Below are 20,739 nucleotides of genomic sequence, written 5' to 3'. Positions count from 1 at the left end.
GGAGGAAATTACACTGCTGTAAAATAATATTTAAATCCGCGAAATCAGCGTAATCCTTTAAATCAGTGATCCATTCAACTAAATTGGATATAATGTAATTTCAATGAATATGTTTTACCATGTTCAACGCAATCGTTTTCCATCATTTTATTGTTCAGTGTTTCCAAAACATGATTTTTAAGAAATTCGTTTTCCGATTGGATATTAGAAATATGCAGGATATTATTTTCATCAATGGAAAATAAAATGGTAACATATCCTTCCAGATCGTAGGTAACAAAAGGAGTTTTTTGTCCCACTTTTTCGGAAATTTCATCTGAAATAGAATTTTTGCTGCAGGCAGTTTCATCATTTCCTGCAAAGGATGTTGTTGCAATAAGAAGGGCGAAGATCAAAAGATAATTTTTCATAATTTTTACATTTAAACATTAAATAAAATAGTGGAAATGATCAGAATTAAATAACTTCAGATCATTATACATTAGTCTGTTTAAAAGCGAATTAGTTACACTTACAAGTATTAATTAATGTGAAGGTTTATTAAAATAAATTAACAAATTTAATGTCATTAAATTGGAGTACCCTAAATAAGAAAATCTAGGATGCGTTGTCTTTTGAAGATATTTTAAGTAGACATAAAATTTGTTCTAGGGAAGAAGAATTTTTTCTTTGGGGCCCCCCCCCGGGAAAATCGGAGGTATAATAATGATTTTCTACTAGGGTAAAAAAAAGGCCCTCATTGCTGAGAGCCTTTTGCGATCGAAAGGATGACACTATTTCGACTGCACAACGTTCACAAAAAAAGAAACTGTTTTACCAACTAAAGAATCACTAACTATCATTTTTACGCCATCAATACTTTTGCGAAGGTGATATTCTAATAAATAATCGTTTGCCTGAACTTCTTCAACGTGCATAACACCCTGCTCGTCTACTTTAATTGTTACATCCGCCTGGCCATTTATGCCAAGAGCAGAAATTACTTCTTCTCCTCCCATTAGCTGGGATATGTTTTCAATAACTTTGGTTTTGTCTTTGTCGGTAACGTTTGTTTTTTCATTTCCGGCGAAAAGAGTAACGCTGAATAGGATAGCTGCAAGAGTGAATAACGATTTCATAATTTGATGTTTTATTTTGTTTAAGATTTTAGGTTTCTAAATTTGAACATATGGCGAAGCACCCCTGAAAAAAGTTACAAGCAGCGGTAAAAAAAAATTAAAATAAGTTCGTCAAACCTGTAATTTCGGCCTGAAACCCAAGCCTAGCAAGGAGTTAAAGAAAACAAAAAAAACGACTCCACTTTGAGTCTTCAGCATGGATTCGGTGAATATATTCACCATAAATAACAGGAGAAAACTTAAATACAGGTAGTTTTTGTCCAAAATAGCCACTCGGATACAGAAAACCAAAAACGCAGAAAACAGCAATAAACCAATAATTCCGGTCTCCACCAATACCTGAAGGTATTGATTATGGGTGTTATAGGACTCTGTAACTCCTTTTTCGAAACCGTTGCGTGCGTAAGTCTCCGTGAGTGCCTTTTCCGCATCACCTGAACCTGTTCCAATAAGAGGATGCTGTTTTGCAACCTCCATGGAGGCCTTCCAGATCTCCGATCGGGAGTTTACCGAATTGGCATAAGCTACCTCATCGTAAGTGAACAAAAGTTTAAACCGTTCTCTGGTATAAGGCAAACTCAGCAGGGCAGTTATTGCAATTAAATTGCAGCTTAATATTATTAGTATGGCATATTTTCTTCCCAAATTATTTTTAGCAAGGATAAAAAAAGCAATATTCCCAAATATAAAAAGTGAGGCAATTGCCATTTTAGCTGTAAGAAGAAAAATAAAAAGCGTAAGGAATAACAACACGGATAAATATAACCATTTGCGTTTTGACGATAATAGTTGCCAGTTTTTGATCAGATCTATGGAGATGATGATAAATGCAAATGCCTCAAACATTCCGATATATGACGGATGCATATAAGTAAAGGACAGAAGATCTAAATAATAAAATTTATTTTCGCCTGTGGTAATATAATAATAAACGGCAACGGAAAGTGCAAAAATGGCAAACAAAATGCAGGAAATTACAAAACAGTATAATACTTTTTTTAGCTCGTTTCTTGTTAAAGTAATACCTGCAGTCCAAAATACCGGGATCAACAATAAATATAGTTTTACTTTAAGATCGGTAAAAGCTTCCTGCTTATTTGTAGAAATAAGATAAGCAAATAAAAATAGCAGATAAATTGCAATAAAAACAAAATTGCGTTTGTTGGCAACAAGTTTGTTCCATTTATTTTTATAATCACCGGTAAAAAGTATGGTTAATATAGAAAGTAAAATAACCGGGGATGCGAGAGTTTTATGAACAGGTATCAGAATAGCGATAGCACAAATTAATATTAAAAGTATTTTTTCCGGAATATTTCTGTTAGCTGTTTCCAAAATCCGGTTATTAGGTTCCTTTAAATTTTATCATAACCGCTATCGTTTTAAAAATGATGAGCAGATCCAGCAAAAGCGAGCGGTGTTTAATATAATAAAGATCGTATTGTAGTTTTACGAGCGTGTCGTCGAAGTCGGATGCATAATGGTGTTTTACCTGAGCCCATCCTGTTAAACCGGGTTTTACAGTATTGCGCAATTTAAAAAAGGGAATCTTTTTACTGAGTTCATCCACAAAATATTCTCTCTCCGGCCTAGGACCAATTAAATTAATATCTCCACGCAATACATTCCAGAATTGCGGTAATTCATCAAATCGTGTTTTGCGCAAAACATTGCCAACTTTGGTTATCCTGTTATCATTTTTTTGTGCAAACTGAGGACCACTTTCTTTTTCAGCATCCACGATCATGGTTCTGAATTTAATGATCTTAAATTTTTTATTGCTCTCCCCTATTCTTTCCTGTAAAAAAAATAATGGGCCCTTGCTGAAAAATAAATTCCCAAGCCAAACAAAGGGCAATACAAGAAGAAAAAACATTCCTGCTATTAATGCACAACTTATATTGATGATCCTGTTTGTAAATGTGTAAAAATTATCTTTATGAACAATACTATAGGGGTTGGTGAGATGAAATTCATTCTCCTTAATTTTAATCATTACCCTTCCCGTTTGTTCTTCATAAATCTGGGTTGCAGGAATTACTTGCAAACCTGCATTTTCGCAATCAATCAAATTGGAAAACAGATCAGCCGACAATGTTTCTTTATCGGGAATTGCCATTATAATTTCATCAACATCCAATCTTTTAGCAAATTTTAATAACATGGATCCATTTCCCAATACTTTAAGGTCGTCGTAAATCTTTCCAAGTTTTGAAACATCATCATCAATATATCCATAAATTTTGTAGGCTGTTTTATGGTATATGGAAGCATCGTGTAATAAAGTTCTTACAATTTCTCTGCCCGTATATCCGGCTCCAACAACAAGGGCTTTTTTATTGAGTATGGGATGAATAAAAAATGCCGCATAACACAATCTCCAAATAAGTACTAATATGACCATTACTGCAATAAGCACAAATGCGGGTGTTCTGCTAATAGGTAGGGTGGGACTTAAAAAAGGTATAAATAAATAAGTGGAACCCGTTAACACTGCAGTAAAAATTGTATTTCTTATTGTAGTTGTTATCCGATCAACATTAGACAGTTTATATAAATTAAAAATATAGGAATAGATGAACCACAAAAGTATGATCACGGCCATCCACAATAAATTATCTAAAAAGGTATGATATGATTGTAGTGCAGTTGGATGGAAAAAACGCAAATATACCAGAAGAGCTGCCACCACAAGCAACACATCAACAAATATCAGAATATACCTTCTGAATAAAAGCCGGTAATCATATTTTTTTTGTGTTGCCAATATTTTCGGTATTGCACAAAAATAACATTTGTTATTCGATAGCGTTATGGGTTTTAGATAAATTATCGGGGTAGTCGCGCGAGGGATTGCAGCGCACTAAAGCACTATTAGTCTTTAGTGTTTGGAAACCCTGTCTGCCGACTGCGCCAGCGCCAGGTAGGCCCACAGCCGAACACAAGGAGGCTTGGAGTTGCAGGTAAAGCCCGATCCGTCAGCTGACGGAACACGCCCAAAACATAACTTTGAAATTAGAGATTGTTACAAATTATAGTTCAGAAACATCGTATAGTCAGGTGTATCTGCAATGGAGTTATAGTTATACTGTTTAATTATTTTGCCGTTTTTGAGTAAAAAAATGCCTGGCATTTGCGAAACATTTCCTTCGGGTTTGGTGTTAAATAATTTTTTTGACACCCCTAATTCGATCCAACGAAGCCAAACTTTTAGTCCGAATAACTGAGTGAAACTTCCCCTTTTGAGTTTGAAACTTTTATAAAATATTTCCTCCGGATCACTTACCTGCAGCACATCTTCAAGATCATATTGAGCAAGGTAAGGTTTAGCTGTTTCCTCATCAACCATATAAACAACAACGATTTTAATTCCTTTCTCAAGCAGTTGATGTTTATATTTATTTAATTTCAGTAGTGAGTCCTTACAAAATGGACATCCGAAATGGCGCAGAAATACTAACATGATAGGGGATGTATTACTGAGTTCTGCAATATTTTCTCCTTTAACAGTTTCAAAAAGTTCCAGTGGATATTGATCCTGACTAAACGAATCGATAAGAAGTTCATCTGTTACAAAATTTCTTTTGTAGGTGAGATAAAGCGATGTTATATTGGGAATAAGCCAAATTATATGGTTAAAAAATACAAATTGCATAAAATTGCTATTGAAAAATCCTAGTTTGTAACCGTAGATGAACCCACTGATCATAGCCAAATGAAAAAGGGTGACCATTAAAATTATTGCCCAGTGTTTGTAAGGGTTAGAGGCAGCGATAATAAGGCCTACTCCCATAACAATGGTAACAAGTCCCATAAGATCCCAAAAAACCAGCGGAGTATTCACGTCGGTTATAACAACCCTTGATAAAAAAGACGGAAATATCAACACAATTAGGCTCCAAATAATAAAATAGAGTGCCGAAATGAATAGTGCTGCAGATAGTTTGCTTTTTAATACGGTAAAATACATAGATCATTTACGATATGAGTGATGAACAAGTGTGCGATGCTTTTGTTTAAATTTGCAGGATAAAATTAACGAAATGATGAAAAAAATTATTTTTACATGTGTTGCAGTTGTTACAATGCTGACAAATTCTGCCATTGCACAAGAACTTGAACTACCTCAACCTAGCCCTTGGGCACAGGTTTCACAGAAATTTGGTTTAGCTCAAGCTACCATAACTTACTCCCGACCTTCAATGAAAGGCCGTAAAATTTTTGGCGGCCTGGTTCCTTACGGAGAAATATGGCGCACAGGAGCAAATAAAGCAGTGGAACTTAAATTAGAGGGTACTACTATGATCAATAATCAAAAAGTAGAACCGGGAGCGTATTCCATTTTCACAATTCCGGGAGCCACAGAATGGACCATTATCATCAATAAAAATACGGAATTATGGGGTGCTGGAGGTTATAAGCAGGAAGAAGATGTTATGCGTTTTAATGTAAAACCTTCCACAATTTCTAATACGGAGTCGTTTACAATAGATTTTGCCAATGTTAAAGACAAGAGCACTACAGTTCAAATTTATTGGGAAACCACCAAAGTAAGTTTTGATATTGTAAATGATTTTATGGAAGAAGGAAAAAAGAATATTGAAGATGCAATTGCTGCTGCAGAAAATACCATGGGCTTATATAATGATGCAGCGGAATTTTATCTTGATAATAATCTCGATTCGAAATTAGCATTGGATTGGGCAAAAAAATCGGTATCTCAAACTGAGCGTTATTGGAACCTTTATACCCTTGCACGAGCATATGCTGCAAATGGTATGAAAGCAGAGGCAATTGAAACTGCAACTAAATCGCACACATTAGCAGTTGAGGCAAAAAATACAGGTTTTGCACAAACGGTGAATACGAGCCTGGAAGATTGGAAAAAGAAATAATTTAAATGAGTTATGAGTAATGAGTAATGAGTTGAGCAGCATGCAAAATTCATTACTCATTTTTATTTTGAAGAACATAATACTTAATGAATCCACAACAAAAGGTATTTCTGAGAGCTGAATGGAAAAATTTGTTGATCGCAAATTTTATTTGTGATCAACAAATTTTAAAAAAATATTTACCTGCTAAAACAGAATTAGATACATTTAAAGGTGAACATCTTGTGAGCCTTGTAGCATTTCAATTTTTAAAAACACAGGTTTTAGGAATACAATTTCCATTTCATACCAATTTTGTAGAAGTTAATCTGCGGTTTTATGTTAAATTTAATGAAAACGGAGAATGGAAACGTGGAGTTGTATTTATTAAAGAAATAGTTCCGCGATTCATGATCACCTTTATTGCGAATACTCTCTATAATGAAAATTATATCACTCTTCCAACTTCTGTCGATCTTCATAAAAAAGAAAAATCGTTTTCTCTAAACTATAGCTGGGGAAAGGATAATTTTTTTCGAGCAGAAGCAGTTGACCAAAAGGATATGTTGAAAGAAAATAGTCTGGAGGAATTTATTACCGAACACTACAAAGGTTTTGCAAAAATGAATTCTGTAAAAACAGTTCAATATGACGTTGAGCATCCTCGTTGGATGATTTTTCCTGTTCATAATTCTGAAATTAAATGCAGCTACGCAAAGTTATATGGTTCAGATTTCGGGTTTCTACACTCTGAAAAACCTCATTCCGTTTTATTGGCAGAAGGCAGTGAAATTTTAGTCCGAAAAGGTATTAGGATCTGATTTCCCATTTAAGCCTGAGTCTCTTCTTCAATCAATATAGTATCTGTTTTGATTTCCAAAGTTGTGGAAAATGTAACACAATTAACATTCTATTGTAGAATTTCTCGACTCTAATTAAAACACTCAACAAATATTAACTTCCTCATTTACAACAATATAGATTAAGGGCTGAATTATTGGAATGCATATTAAAGGAGGATCAATTTCTTCCGGGTTTATGTTACAATTTTCAGAAAATGAATAGACACTTACTCCTTTATTCTATACTATTCGCAACATTTTATGCAAATGCACAAAATTTCGAAATAATGGAAGAAGTGCACAACAGAAATTTAAGTGTGCAATATGGTCATATTTATTCCTATTTGGAAACAAAAATTTCAGATGAAAACGCGGTCTTTACGGAACCGGAATTAGGACATGAATTTAGTGTGTTGTACGAACGAATATTTAACCAATTTTTTTCTATTCAGTCGGGATTACAATATCAATCGGTGAATTTCAAATTAGGTCCTGATAGGAAATCATTATACGAAGTACAACTTGAAAAAATAATTGTCCCTTTGGTTTTTACCTTTAATTCTGACCTTTGTAAACAAGTAAATTTTTCATTGTTTTCAGGACCAGTTATGGGAGCAACAGTAAACTCCTCTTTGAATAGTTTATCTGTGGATGATATAAACCGTGACACCGCAATCACCGTTATATCGGTGAAAAAAGCAGATTTTGGAATTATGTATGGAGCAGCTATGGAAATAGGTATAGATAAATTTCAGGTTGTAAAATTTTTAATAGGAGGACGTGGTACCTATGGCTTCAGCGATATAAATAACGACGAAGATATGGGTTCAAACCAATTAAATATTATACCGGAAAATTCCACAATAAAAACTTTCGGGGGATTTATAGGATTTAAGTTTGCAATCAACGGCCTTTACGAATATAGACACACTTCAGACTAAAAAGGCATTTTAGAACATATGTCTTTTTCTAAAGCTGGGTAAATTTGCAATGATCTTAATCCTTTTATAATAAAGCCTAACTTGTTATCTTTGTTAAAATGTGCCTGAACGCTTTAAAATATCTCACTTTAACACTGATCATATCAGAAATATTTATTTTTAATTCCTGTTCGGGTAATGATAAAAATTCAGAAGTTGAATCATCAACCTTTCTTTTTACAAACGACGCTGTCAAGCCTACAGATGGCCCCCCGGGAATGGTTTGGATAGCAGGTGGAGAATTCATGATGGGTACCGACACCGATCCACAACGCAGAGAAGATGAAACCCCGGCTCACAAAGTGAAATTAGATGGATTTTGGATGGATATTACTGAGGTAACCAATGCTCAATTTGAAGAATTTGTGAAAGCAACCGGTTATGTAACAACATCAGAAAAACCGATTGACTGGGAAGAACTAAAATTGCAACTTCCGCCCGAAACACCAAAACCACCTGAGGATATGTTAATGGCCGCAAGCATGGTTTTCACTAAAACCGAAGCACCCGTTGATCTTAATAATTATATGAATTGGTGGACATTTGTAAAAGGCGCCGATTGGAAACACCCACAAGGGCCACTCACCAATATTGCAGATAAAAAAAACCATCCTGTTGTTCAGGTTAGTTGGGATGATGCAGTTGCATATTGTAAATGGGCGGGCAAACGATTACCTACAGAAGCAGAATGGGAATTTGCGGCAAGGGGTGGAATAGCAGACGCAATTTATCCCTGGGGAAATGATAAGGATCTACCAAAATTTACAAATTCATGGCAAGGAAATTTTCCAAATTTGAACACTAAAGAAGATGGATATCTAACTACCTCTCCGGTAAAAAATTATAGTTCGAATAATTTCGGACTTTATGATATTGCCGGCAATGTTTGGGAATGGTGTTTTGATTTTTATGATGTTAATTATTATAAAGTATGTTCTAAAAACGGGACTGTAACAAATCCCCTTGGCCCTGAAAAGTCATATGATCCCAATCAGCCATTAAATATAGTTCATGTAAAACGCGGAGGGTCTTTTTTATGTAATGAAGTGTATTGCTCCAGCTATCGTGTTGCAGCCAGAATGGCCACCAGTTACGACACAGGTCAGGATCATAGTGGGTTCAGATGTGTGATGACCGCCGAACAATGGGAGGCAGAGAAGCTAAAAAAACAATAACACAAACTAAAATTAATAACCTTAAATTCAGGTTTTAATTTTTTCTGCAATATAAATTAAACAAATATTAGAAATTGCTGTTGTAGCCAACTATGAAGTTCGGATTATTACCCCTCTTATTTATTCTGATAAATTCTGTTTCCGTTGCTCAAACCGGAATTATTTATGGAACTGTAAACAATAGTTTGAATAACGAACCATTGCCCTTTGTAACTATTATTATAAGTGGAACAAATATTGGCACTGTTACGGATGATGCGGGAAATTATAAAATAGAAAATCTTGCACCGGGATTGTATAATCTTGAATTCAGTTTTATCGGTTTTAAGAAAAAAAATGTTTTTGAAATTCAGGTCACCAATGCAAAACCCTATATATTAAATATTGCTTTAGAAGAGGAGATAAGTCAGCTTGAAACTGTGGAGATCAAAGCTCCTATTACAGATAAAACAGAGGAATCACCCCTTTCACTTAGAACAATTGGATCAAATGAAATACAGCGTAATCCGGGGGGAAACAGAGATATTTCAAGGGTAATTCAAAGTTTGCCGGGTGTAACATATACTGCTTCATTCCGAAATGATATAATTATTCGAGGTGGGGCTCCAAATGAGAACAGATTTTATTTGGATGGAATTGAAGTGCCAAATATCAATCATTTCGCAACTCAGGGTTCCAGTGGAGGTCCGGTCGGTATGATAAATGTAGATTTTATTCGTGAAGTGGAATTTTATTCCGGCGCCTTTCCTGTAAATTATGGAAACGCATTAAGCAGTGTTTTTTCCTTTGAACAACGCGACGGACGCACGGATAAATGGGGCGGAACATTCACCGTAGGATCAAGTGATATTGGTATTACTGCAGAAGGACCGATAGGTGAAAAGTCTTCTGTTCTATTTTCTGCGAGAAGAAGTTATTTGCAATTTTTATTCGATGCTATAGGGTTACCATTTTTGCCGACCTATAACGATTTTCAATTTAAACAAAAAATAAAATTCAATACCAAAAATGAATTAACCATTATAGGTTTAGGAGCAATAGACCAATTTGAATTAAATCTGGAGGATGATACCAGTGCGTTTCAACAGTATATCCTTGGCAATTTACCGGTTCAATCGCAGTGGAATTATGTTATTGGAGGAGTTTACAAACACTATCGGGAAAATGGTTATTCCACCTTTGTTGCAAGTAGAAATATGCTGGATAACAGTGCATATAAATATCTGAATAATGATGAAACCTCAGCTTCAAATTTGATCTTTGATTATACCAGCAGAGAGGCTGAAAATAAATTTCGTTACGAAGAAACCACTACTTTTAAAAGTTGGCGTTTTAAGGCCGGAGTTAATTATGAGTTTGCAAAATATTCAAACGACACTTATCAACTTATTCCTATTGATACTTCTGTAATTACGATAGATTATATTTCAAATTTAAAAATAAATAAATGGGGAGCCTTTGCGCAAACCTCAACAAGTTTTTTTAATTACCGCCTGACCTTATCATTAGGGCTTCGCGCCGATGCAAATGATTATTCGGATGAAATGAATAATTTGTTCAAACAAATTTCACCGAGATTTTCTGTCAGTTACAGATTAACAGATGAATGGAATTTAAATTTTAATACCGGCATCTATTATCAATTACCTGCCTATACCATATTGGGCTATGCCGAGGGAGAAAATAATTTTGTAAATCAATCGAATAATATTACTTATATACAATGTGATCATATAGTTGGTGGGGTAGAATTTCGTCCAAACAACGGATTGCGTTTTACACTTGAAGGATTTTATAAAAAGTATTCCGGTTATCCATTCAGCATTCGTGATTCGGTGTCACTTGCAAACCTCGGAGCTGATTTTGGTGTAGTGGGTGATGAAGAAGTTGTTTCCATTGGCACAGGCAGAAGTTACGGAGTAGAATTTTTCGCACAACAAAAGTTATTTAAGAATTTCTACGGCATTCTTGCTGTTACTTACGTTACCAGCGAGTTTGAAGATAAAACAGGAGAATTAGTGGCTTCCTCCTGGGACAATAAAACAATTATTTCTTTAACCGCCGGAAAAAAATTCAAAGGGAATTGGGAAGCCGGAATCAAGTGGAGATATTCGGGAGGATTGCCTTATACACCTTACGATAAAAATTATTCCTCGCTAATTTATGTTTGGGACTTGAATAAACAAGGCGTGTTGGATTTTGATCAATTAAATGCAAAAAGACTTGATCCCTTTCATCAACTCGATGTTCGTATTGACAAAAAATGGTTTTTTGATCATTGGAATCTTGATGTGTATGTTGATGTACAAAATGTTTACAATCATAAAACTGAATTACAGCCATATATAATTGCTGTTACTGATGAAAGCGGTAACATGGTTGTAGATCCGATTGATCCAACGCGATATCAGGTGACTGATCTGGAAAATGTTTCCGGAACCGTGCTGCCAAGTATTGGTATTATTATAGAAATTTAATAAACTATCTATTTTTTTTCATCGCATGTAATAGTCCATCATAATCAATTTTTGAATTATGCCTTTTATCCATTGGGATATTCAAAAGAAAATATTTTTTAAATTCAGCATATGCACCTTTATTTATTTCGTTTAAAATACTTTCCTTCATTTCTCCAGACTCAAGTTGGATTACAAGCACCGGCACATTTTCATATTCTATAAGGGTCCCCATCAAAATTCCCGGAATTGATTTAAGGTATTGCTCCACTAAAAAAGGATAAAGATTCCTGTTTTGCCAATGAATGATTTGTTTACATCTTCCCATTAAAAACAATTCATTTTTTTCATTTAACCAGCCTGCATCACCGGTTCTATGCCAGATGGTATTTTCACTTTTGATCTTATTTAATCGGAAAGCATCTTCACTGTTAAAATATGATGTAAGAACATGGGAACCTGAAACAATTATCTCCCCTACGTGTCGTAATGGTAACGATTCAATGGTATTTACCTCAGAATCCTTAATTGGAATAATTTTAACGCTGGCTGAAATATCAATTTTTCCAACAAATAATCCTTCATCAGCTTTTATTTCATTGCTGATATTTAAAAAATTTAAAATGTCTGTATGTGCAATGGGTTCGGATTCAGTAGATCCGTAAACAATGTCACATTTCACATCTTTAAATGCCTTCGCAATTATTTTAGCCTCATCAGGAAAAATTGGTCCACCTCCGGAAATAATACTTTTAAGCTCCGGCAAATTCAATTCATTTTTAAGAAGATATTTTGATATCTCTAATAAATAGTAAGGAGAAAATGTTAATGATTGAACTCCATTTTCTTTTAATTGAGCATAAACACTTCCTGCTTGAAATTTTTCAGGTTTACGGGGATTAAATTTTGTTACTACCGAAGTTTTGCCTGTGCCCAAATTCAAAAGTAAAACTATTGGCAACATCGTCATATCAACTTTAGAATTTTCGGGTAATAGTGGTTGTAATGCATTATACTGCGCCAATAAGAACTGGTTAGTTCTATTAGCAGCTTTTGGATTACCTGTGCTCCCGGTGGTAAAAGTGATCAAAGCACTATCATTAGGTTTGGAAGCATATAAGGAAATATTCGAAATATCCCCTCTACCCGTAACATTTAATTTAATTGGAATAGCGCGCAGTTCTTTAGATAGAATAGACAAAGTTCTTATTTTCCAAGGAGCAATAAACGCCTTACATTTTGCGATCCTGCAACATAATTCTAATCGTTTTAAGCTAACCCATTCGTCCAAAAAAACAGCAACAGCCCCAATGTGAAAAACAGCAAGCACTGTTTTGTACAAATTAATACCCATTGGAACAAAAACAAGAATTCTATCTCCCGGCTTAATACCTTTCTTCAACAAATAGGCTGCGTAATTTTTCACTTGCATTTCTAACTGACCATAAGTAATATTATTTACCCCCTCAATAATAGCAACATTATCAGGGTGCTGATTTGCAGCTTTTAAAAAAAGAGAAGTTATATTATCAGAATTTTCCAAGGTCATTTTTCCAAGTGTTTGATATAAAGACAATAGGTTCTTATGATCTCACTTTTATATTTACGCGAAATATTTAAGGAAGTATTATTTTTATGCATAAATGCATTTATAATGTGTGTATATCCATTTTGCATTGCTTTTTTAATGATCCGTCTAAATAACCATGAGGCGATTCCTGCATATTTCCGGCCGAATTTTCCTGCTATCGTTTTTACGATAAGTGTTGATGAAGAAGGATTAAAAATATCAGGCAAACAAAAAAATAAAGCCACCAGATCATTTTTATCAAATACCAACAAACAATAATCCGGATCAATAAATTGTTTTATTGGAAGATACTTTTTCAAAAAATAAGTTTCTGAAACAGGTGAGAATAAATAATTGGAAGAAAATAAATCCATGGAGAATTTATATACCAACTTCATATCCTCCTGAAAATTCTCTTTAGATATTCCCCTTACCTGAAGCCCGGAAGAATTTAAAAAGATATCTCTTGGTGGCTCTAAATCACTTATGTATTCATTTAAATTTGAAATAATGGTGGAATAATATTCCGTAAGTATTTCAAATTTATTTTGCCGGAAGTGTATTGGATAATAGTTCTTCAACAATTCTTCCGTAAAAAATCTTGGGTGTACTCCTTCTACGGGCAACCTGTAATTGTCCCAGGTGCTGCCATTTATAGGACCTATCAAAGCAGAATAGGAGTTTTCTTTGGCAAACAATTCCGCTTCCTGAAATAATAAGGCTGCAACATCCTTATCGTTAATACATTCAAAATTGCCTATTACCAAGGCGTTGCTTTCGTCTTGGCGAATTTGCTGATTTTCATAAACGGCCAATCTACCTACAGGATTATGTCCCTTTATTACAAATATTACAAATGCTAAATATTCCTGATTATAATTGTTATCTGTTTTATTTTCTAATTCATGAGAGGTGTAAATATTTTTCAACAAATCAACTGAGAGCGCTTCAATTACGTTAATTTCAGTTACTCTTTTTACCTGCAGAGTACTCATAAAATAATGATTAAAACGTACAACACCATTAAAACAGTCAGGGGTATGGTGAGATTATCTAGTCCCTTTTTACTAATAACTTCAGTAAATGCAGCTAAAATCGCCAAAATAAACGCAAAAAACAACGCAGTTAAAAGTGAAAGGGTGGATGAGTTAATAAAAAACAGAATACTAATGATAAAAGCAACACAAAAAAATGCAAAACTTCCTGCAAAAGATTTCTGCTCTCCACCCCATTTAAAAACGCCGATTGGATACGCCTTTCCCACCAAAGCTGCAGCAGGGTCTGCAAGCGCCATTATGAGAATTGGAAGATAAAAAAACATATAACTAATAACATCGCCTGAGAGGGGTTTCTCCACCTGTTCCCAAACTAAATAACAAATAAAAACAATAATAGGATAGGCAATACTGCCGTAGGAAATTCTATCTATAGCATTAATGCCGGGAAGAAATTTATATTTTAAACTCAATAATAATATAATGAGAAACGACCCGCATAAAAATAAAACTGACCAATGATTTGAAAGAAGTAAAGGAAACAAAAGAGTTAATAATCCCGTCCCAACATGAACCATTTTTCTTGTATACTCTGCCCTTACCTTGTATTTACGATACAATAATTCGGCACATGCAAATAAAAGTAAAAATGCACCACCAAGTAAAATAATATTTTTAATTTCAGTATTCATATACGTTCATCACAAATAAAATCGCGGTAAAAAAAACCCATATCTGCCGATTTAATTTCCGGCGAAACTGCAATGGATCTGAATTTTTCAGGAAACAGGGCCGACATTTTTCTTTCTACCATTAAATTCCAATAAGCAATTTTTCCCCCTGATTTGATTCCCTCATACAGTGCATTTGCAGTTTCTTGAAAAACTGGTATTGGCATATATTCAAAAATATTGGAAAGATTCAAATAATCAAACTTCTTCCCCATTTTAACTGCATCCTGTGCATATCCCTCCATCAACTCCAGTTTGCCAATATTACTTCTAATTTGATTATAATTTGTCTCCCGCAAATAAAATGGTAACTCCAGACCGAACTTGCCATTCATGATCATAAATAAAAAGTAATTCCGCTGACAATTTATATCTGAAAGGTGTTTTTCAGCCCTTGAAAATATAAATTCTTCCACGTTTATCTCCACCTGCTTCAAAAATTCGGGATCGCGCCCAAATCTTCCCATTACAAATTTGCTAAAAAAGACGCTAAACAGTAGTCTCCACCTAAAAGTATTCCAGCTTTTTTTATAGAACATTTCCTGTTCTCCGGCAGATTTCAAACTGAATAATTTTTTTACGTCGCGTTTGGAATGAACGAGTGGTAAAATATATTTCCTAAATAACAAAAAGTATCTTTCAAATTTTCCACAATAAATTAATCCATTTTTAATGTATTCACGATTTTGCCACCAAAAATGTTGAGCCGAGGAAGAAAGGTCAGTATTTATTAGATCCAACATCTTTAATCTGTCTGGACAAGCTGACACTCCAATAAACTGAAGAAAATCGGAATATTCAAAATGTTTAATTGCAATTTGTTTTAATTCTGTAAGATATAATTGTTCGCTGTTAAGATCAATTGCCACTAATTTTTCAGGATCCGAACTTAATAAAGCAAAGGCATTATCTCCCGCGGATGCAATGGATAAAACTGAGGCACCAGGTTTTGGCGACAATCCTTTTACAAGCACATCAGCATCCTCCCAACAATTTGCATAGTGAATGATATCCAGATTAGCTTTATGTAAAAATTTCTTTTCCATTTATTTCGAAAGAATTTTTATAATACCTGTGCTTCCGTTCATCTCCACTTCCATACCTGTTTTTACTATCTGCAAAAGATCTTTTATGCCAACGATACAAGGAATTCCAAGTTCTCTGGAAACAATTGCCGAATGGCTCAAAAGACTTCCGCGTTCCACTAAAATAGCGGCGCAGGTTGGAAATAATGTAACCCAACCAGGATCAGTGCTGCTGGTTACTAAAATAGAATTATTCAGATCGTCAATTTCATCCGGAGAATGCACAACAACAATTTTCGCTCTTACTACTCCTGCACAACAACCAATTCCTTTTAGTTCCAATTTGGCGCTGTGATCCTCTAAATCTTTATTATAGTCAACAACAAGATCACTTGCAGTTATATCGCTTGTGATCAATCTCTCGGGCAAATTTGTTTTTTCATATTGAAGATATTGTTTCTTCCTTTCGGAAACCAACAATATATAATTTACATAATTTTTTTCACCCTGTACTATTGTTTTTATTTCATTTATGGTGAGATAAAAAATATCTCTGCCATTTTCCAAAATTCTGTTTTGAGCTAATTTTTCTCCCATCGCCAAAAAGATCTTTCTCACCATACCAAAACCTCTGGTTCTCTGATATCGAAGGTTCTCCCTGTTACTTACAAAATACCTCGCTTTTCTTAAAATATAATTAAAAAACCATCTCTTAAAAGGTCCACCCAATTTTGATCTTACATTTAACTCGGCTGTTTCTCTTACGGTAGAATTTTTAGTTTCAAAATAACTGTTGTTTTCCAATCCTTTACTCACATACGATTTCAAAACACGCAGATAATTTTCCGAATTCTGTTTATAGGTTATTGTTTCCAATTTTAATTCACCTACACTTCTGTCACCCCATAAATAGATATAATTATCAATTGCATCCTGTATCTCATAAAATTCCTTCCCTGAAAGTGCATTCGCAATAAATGGCGGATCATTTTCTTTAAATAATTTTGTTGCCAGCGGATTTTTTAATATTAAAGCAGCAATTTTAAGAGTGAGTTCAATTGGTTCTGTAGTGATAATATCCTTTGATCCGGATATGAGATCATTGTGCAAATTTTCCTCTTCCTTAAAACCCAATTTTACTACCTGCTTTTGTAATAAACCAAAAAACACCATAGCAAAAAAATCATTCACTAAGGGAGCTTTCCATTTTTTAACGAGTGTTTGTTCAAATCTAAAATATAATCTCATTAATTCATGAGTATCCTTTTTGGCAAAATTTATAGCTTCATATTCCATCATTACTTTATTAAAATATGACTGAAATCGTTTACGCTGTCGTTCGATGGTAAAAAGGTTTTTTAAAATACTATAAATTGCAACTGCTATATCCCAATAATCTTTAAATCCCGTTTTTTTCTTTCCAACAGGGAAATCAAACTTTTCTTTTACCCCCATCATTTTTTCCATAAATTCAGCATTCACAGCATATCCGGGTAATAAAGAAAGAGAAGTGTACCAACTATTCAAATTATAATAAACTCTCCCATGTAATAAGCCCAACATATTAGCATAAACATGTGTATGAGCATTTATTTTTTTGGCAGAGATGCCTAAAACTGCAGAAAGCTGACGATAAACAGCTTCATACATTTTAGTTATGAAGGAATATGTCAAAGGTAAAGTTGTACCTGGATATGATTCAATAATATTACTGTTATCCCAAATAATTTTTACTTTTTCAGAAATCCCTTTTGGCAAGGCAGTAACCGGTCTGCTTTGCAATAAATATAATTTATTTAAATAAAATGCAAATTCAATATCCTGAGGATGTTTGTAATGTTGTTCCAATATATCTAACACTTTTGCAACTTGTATTATCTGGTCGTCATGCAGTGCAGGAAGACCTACTAAGTTTAGTGCTACTTTTTCGACTATGGTTCCTTGTGCTCCATTTTCATCAAAGACCACCTTTTCTGTTTTTTCGGCAATAATTTTTTCAATTCCGTTTTCCCGATAAATATATTGATCTGCAGTTAAAAGTCCGGAAACCAATCCTTCCCCTAAACCATAAACTGCATTGATTACTTTTTCCTCTTTGTGATTATTTAATGGGTTAATTCCGAACGCAACACCTGCAGTTTCCGCCTGAATCATTTCCTGAATTATAACAGCAATATTTCCAATCTGAGAAAATGAATTAGATTTTTGATATATCTTAATTCGATCGCTATAGGCAGATAACCATATTTGTTTTACTGCATTGCCCAATTCTGCAAAAGGAACACAAAGTTTGGTTTCAAATTGCCCGGCATAGGATTTTTCTTTTCCATCTTCATCTATTCCTGATGATCTTACCGCAAATAAAATATCCTTTTCAAAATAATCTGATAGTTCCATAAAGTGATCATCAGAAAATTGAAAAGATGAAATTCTTGATGTGATCTGTTCAATATTATTGGGATTAACAGTTTGTAAAATATGTTGAAGTGCGGTATTTGGAATAACAACAAATTTAGGGACAACAATATTCAGATCTAACAATTGAAAAAGGTTAAACGCCTTCCCTCCTACCCTTTGTTTGGTTGGTTGATTTTCGTTACTGAAAATGAAGTCCTTCATATTCCCAACAATTTAAGGAACATTGGAATTCCACCAAGGGTGAGATACATTCCGAATGTCCATAATGCGGAAAAATATTCGATATATTTAGCAGATCTTATTGTAGGGCTTTTGATAAATAGTATCGCCGGTAACGAACAGATCAAAAAGAGCAAAGTAAAAACAATGTATGCAATGGCTCCCAAACCTGCATACCATGCACCTGCATAAGCAAATAACATGGTTACAAATAAAATCAATATCCAAAATGCAGGAGCTTTTTTTGATCCTATTAACCTGGTATAACTCAATACTCCAACTTCCTCGGATTCCGGTGTTTTAATTTTTCTCCCAATTTCCAAAACAATACCATTGAGGTAACTGATACAAAAGAATATGAGCAATCCGGCGGGAGGATCAATATTACTCAGGTGCCAGTCGAAACCACTTGCAAAAATATCGATAAAGGGTATTATGAACATGTGACTGGTAACATACCAAAACTGATGTTTCTTCAACCAATCCCCAATAAAAAATTCTTTGCCCATGAGCAGCAAATAACACATTACAAAGAAATATAATAAAAGCATTTGCGGGTAGAAAATGCTATTTACAACTACTTGTAATACAAACACCGTTGCACCAATATATTTTAATTCCCGCAAAGAAATTATTCCTCTTGGAACGGGTAGATACTTCCGATATAATGCGTCATCCTCCTGATCTTTAAATTCATCGAAAATTCTCACCAGAAAAAAGAGGGTTAGTGTATTAAATACACATACTAAAAATGGTTGCAGATCTATAAAACCATCTACACCTCTGCACATACGTGAAAATGATATTGCAGAAAAACTAAATGCCCCAACCAGAAAAATATATCCAATAAAAGGAAATCTTTCTTTTTGATAAATGTAAAATCGGTATAAAAAGGAGCCGTGGGGATTTTTCATTTTTTTCTTCCGAATAATTTATGTGCATCAGAAAAATCGCCGGAAGCCATTGCAGCAGCTATCGATAATTCGCCTGCTAAAACGGTTGCTCCGCAAATTTCAGCAAACTTACGCGCACTGCCGGGTCCGCTGCAATCCAGCAGATCAAGGCATTCGCGTTGCGTTGGCAAACCGGTGCCACCTCCTATAGTTCCAACAACTAAACTTGGAAGTGTAACCGACACATAAAGGTCGGCATCGTTAATTACCTCCATACGGGTAATTCCAACATATGCTTCAGAAACACAAGCTGCATCCTGACCGGTTGCAATAAAAATTGCAGTTAATCCATTGGCAAAATGTCCTTGAATTCCGATGCTACCACTTTGCACAGATGCAACAGAGGAAGTTTGCCAATATTGTGCAATATCTTTTGCAGAGGTGCGCAATACATTTTCTATAACCGATTTTTTAATAAATGCTTCGGCAGTTACTTTTTTTCCACGAACAGTTGTGAAGGAAACCGCAGTTGCTTTTTTATCGCCGGAATAATTTCCTTCTATAAACCAATATTGTGGTATTATCGGAGTATTCTGATTAATAAACGAACAAATTTCATTGGTACAAATCGTAACCATATTTTGCCCCGCAGCATCACCGGTAGTATATTCAAAAATTACAACAACCGTATTTCCTTCCATGTTTAATCGCATATCCTGTAATTCCGCAAATCTGCTGGTTTTAGAAACTATTTCGGTAAATACAGGCAATTGTTGCAATATCCATTGAAGAAAAACTCCAACTTCAGATAATGATCTGAATTTAAATATAGGAGAGCGTTGCACACCTTCTGTCAGGCAAACAGAAATTATTCCACCACATAAAGCAGTTGCGCGAGCACCTCTGTTATAGGATGCCACCAATGCACCTTCCGTAGTAGCCATCGGAACATAAAAATCACCTTGTGCAAGAGTGCCATGAATACGAACAGGTCCGATAATGCCTGTTGGTATTTGAGTCATTCCAATAAATTGTTCAATATTTCCTTTTAGATCGTGCGGATCGGTCAGTTCCGATTTACCGGATAGTGTATCCAGTGATTTGCCGGTTTTATTCTTAATAAATTCAAGTCGCTCTATCTGAGCTTCCTTCGACCAGTTAAGCGGTCCCGGAATACGTTGATCGGAAGACAATAATTCATCGAAGGGAACCAGTTCATTAAGTACCTGGTCAAAGGGTTTTATTTTTGAAAATAATTCAATTAATCGTCGTGCTTTTTCTGATGATGTTGACATATTGGAGGGTTTGCTGACAACAAATATACTATAATGGCGATAAAATCAGTTTAATTGGCGAAAGGGGAGATAGGGCATAGGACATAGGACATAGGACATAGGACATAGGACATAGGACATAGGACTTATGACATAGGAAGTAGGAAAT

At 34.6% G+C, this 20,739-nt stretch carries 17 protein-coding genes; 5 read left to right on the top strand and 12 right to left on the bottom strand.

The genetic code is table 11. The annotated features are described in order from the left end of the window. Positions 1-74: 74 nt before the first annotated feature. From IPI31_07815 to IPI31_07795, 5 genes are all read right to left on the bottom strand, one after another. Positions 75-410 (bottom strand): hypothetical protein, encoded by a 336-nt coding sequence (locus IPI31_07815; GenBank protein ID MBK7567724.1) that lies wholly within the window; start codon positions 408-410, stop codon positions 75-77. A gap of 363 nt (positions 411-773) precedes the next feature. Then, positions 774-1,118 (bottom strand): hypothetical protein, encoded by a 345-nt coding sequence (locus IPI31_07810; protein ID MBK7567723.1) that lies wholly within the window; start codon positions 1,116-1,118, stop codon positions 774-776. 111 nt (positions 1,119-1,229) lie between these two features. Further along, positions 1,230-2,453 carry an O-antigen ligase family protein gene (locus IPI31_07805; GenBank protein MBK7567722.1) on the bottom strand — a complete coding sequence of 408 codons (1,224 nt, stop codon included), beginning with the start codon at positions 2,451-2,453 and terminating at the stop codon, positions 1,230-1,232. Positions 2,454-2,463: 10 nt separating this feature from the next. Then, complete coding sequence (locus tag IPI31_07800) at positions 2,464-3,885, bottom strand: sugar transferase (protein ID MBK7567721.1); 1,422 nt, start codon at positions 3,883-3,885, stop codon at positions 2,464-2,466. Between the two features lie 258 nt (positions 3,886-4,143). After that, positions 4,144-5,088: a redoxin family protein gene (locus IPI31_07795; GenBank protein ID MBK7567720.1), complete on the bottom strand. Its 945-nt coding sequence runs from the start codon at positions 5,086-5,088 to the stop codon at positions 4,144-4,146. A 73-nt stretch (positions 5,089-5,161) separates the two neighbouring features. Between IPI31_07795 and IPI31_07790 the strand changes: the two genes are divergently transcribed. The 5 genes from IPI31_07790 to IPI31_07770 all read left to right on the top strand — a co-directional run bounded on the left by IPI31_07790 (position 5,162) and on the right by IPI31_07770 (position 11,466). Further along, positions 5,162-6,013: a DUF2911 domain-containing protein gene (locus tag IPI31_07790; GenBank protein ID MBK7567719.1), complete on the top strand. Its 852-nt coding sequence runs from the start codon at positions 5,162-5,164 to the stop codon at positions 6,011-6,013. An 86-nt stretch (positions 6,014-6,099) separates the two neighbouring features. Beyond that, a complete protein-coding gene (locus IPI31_07785; protein ID MBK7567718.1) occupies positions 6,100-6,813 on the top strand; it encodes a DUF2071 domain-containing protein in 714 nt (237 codons plus the stop codon). Between the two features lie 236 nt (positions 6,814-7,049). Continuing rightward, entirely contained in the window at positions 7,050-7,775 is a 726-nt protein-coding gene (locus IPI31_07780; protein MBK7567717.1) for an outer membrane beta-barrel protein, read from the top strand. Between the two features lie 98 nt (positions 7,776-7,873). Continuing rightward, a complete protein-coding gene (locus tag IPI31_07775; protein MBK7567716.1) occupies positions 7,874-8,989 on the top strand; it encodes a formylglycine-generating enzyme family protein in 1,116 nt (371 codons plus the stop codon). A 92-nt stretch (positions 8,990-9,081) separates the two neighbouring features. After that, positions 9,082-11,466 (top strand): TonB-dependent receptor, encoded by a 2,385-nt coding sequence (locus tag IPI31_07770; protein ID MBK7567715.1) that lies wholly within the window; start codon positions 9,082-9,084, stop codon positions 11,464-11,466. Positions 11,467-11,470: 4 nt separating this feature from the next. Here IPI31_07770 and IPI31_07765 read toward each other — a convergent pair whose 3' ends face one another. Genes IPI31_07765 through IPI31_07735 form a run of 7 tightly spaced genes read right to left on the bottom strand, consistent with a single transcriptional unit; the run spans position 11,471 to position 20,591 of the window. Beyond that, positions 11,471-12,994 carry an AMP-binding protein gene (locus IPI31_07765; GenBank protein MBK7567714.1) on the bottom strand — a complete coding sequence of 508 codons (1,524 nt, stop codon included), beginning with the start codon at positions 12,992-12,994 and terminating at the stop codon, positions 11,471-11,473. After that, positions 12,991-14,010 carry a hypothetical protein gene (locus tag IPI31_07760; GenBank protein ID MBK7567713.1) on the bottom strand — a complete coding sequence of 340 codons (1,020 nt, stop codon included), beginning with the start codon at positions 14,008-14,010 and terminating at the stop codon, positions 12,991-12,993. The genes IPI31_07765 and IPI31_07760 overlap by 4 nt, the downstream gene beginning before the upstream one ends. Beyond that, positions 14,007-14,702: a phosphatidate cytidylyltransferase gene (locus IPI31_07755; protein MBK7567712.1), complete on the bottom strand. Its 696-nt coding sequence runs from the start codon at positions 14,700-14,702 to the stop codon at positions 14,007-14,009. Before IPI31_07755 ends, IPI31_07760 begins: the two co-directional genes overlap by 4 nt. Further along, on the bottom strand, positions 14,699-15,787 hold the full coding sequence (locus IPI31_07750; protein ID MBK7567711.1) for a DUF3419 family protein: 1,089 nt from the start codon (positions 15,785-15,787) through the stop codon (positions 14,699-14,701). The genes IPI31_07755 and IPI31_07750 overlap by 4 nt, the downstream gene beginning before the upstream one ends. Then, positions 15,788-18,385 (bottom strand): phosphoenolpyruvate synthase, encoded by a 2,598-nt coding sequence (locus tag IPI31_07745; GenBank protein MBK7567710.1) that lies wholly within the window; start codon positions 18,383-18,385, stop codon positions 15,788-15,790. Beyond that, complete coding sequence (locus tag IPI31_07740; GenBank protein MBK7567709.1) at positions 18,382-19,317, bottom strand: UbiA family prenyltransferase; 936 nt, start codon at positions 19,315-19,317, stop codon at positions 18,382-18,384. The genes IPI31_07745 and IPI31_07740 overlap by 4 nt, the downstream gene beginning before the upstream one ends. After that, positions 19,314-20,591, bottom strand: coding sequence for a hydroxymethylglutaryl-CoA reductase (locus tag IPI31_07735; GenBank protein ID MBK7567708.1), 1,278 nt, complete (start codon positions 20,589-20,591; stop codon positions 19,314-19,316). The genes IPI31_07740 and IPI31_07735 overlap by 4 nt, the downstream gene beginning before the upstream one ends. Positions 20,592-20,739 lie beyond the last annotated feature (148 nt).

It is taken from the genome of Bacteroidota bacterium (assembly GCA_016706865.1).
Taxonomy (GTDB): Bacteria; Bacteroidota; Bacteroidia; order Chitinophagales; family BACL12; genus UBA7236.
The sequence above is the reverse complement of the archived record's forward strand: the minus strand, read 5'-3'. Positions and strand labels throughout refer to the sequence as shown.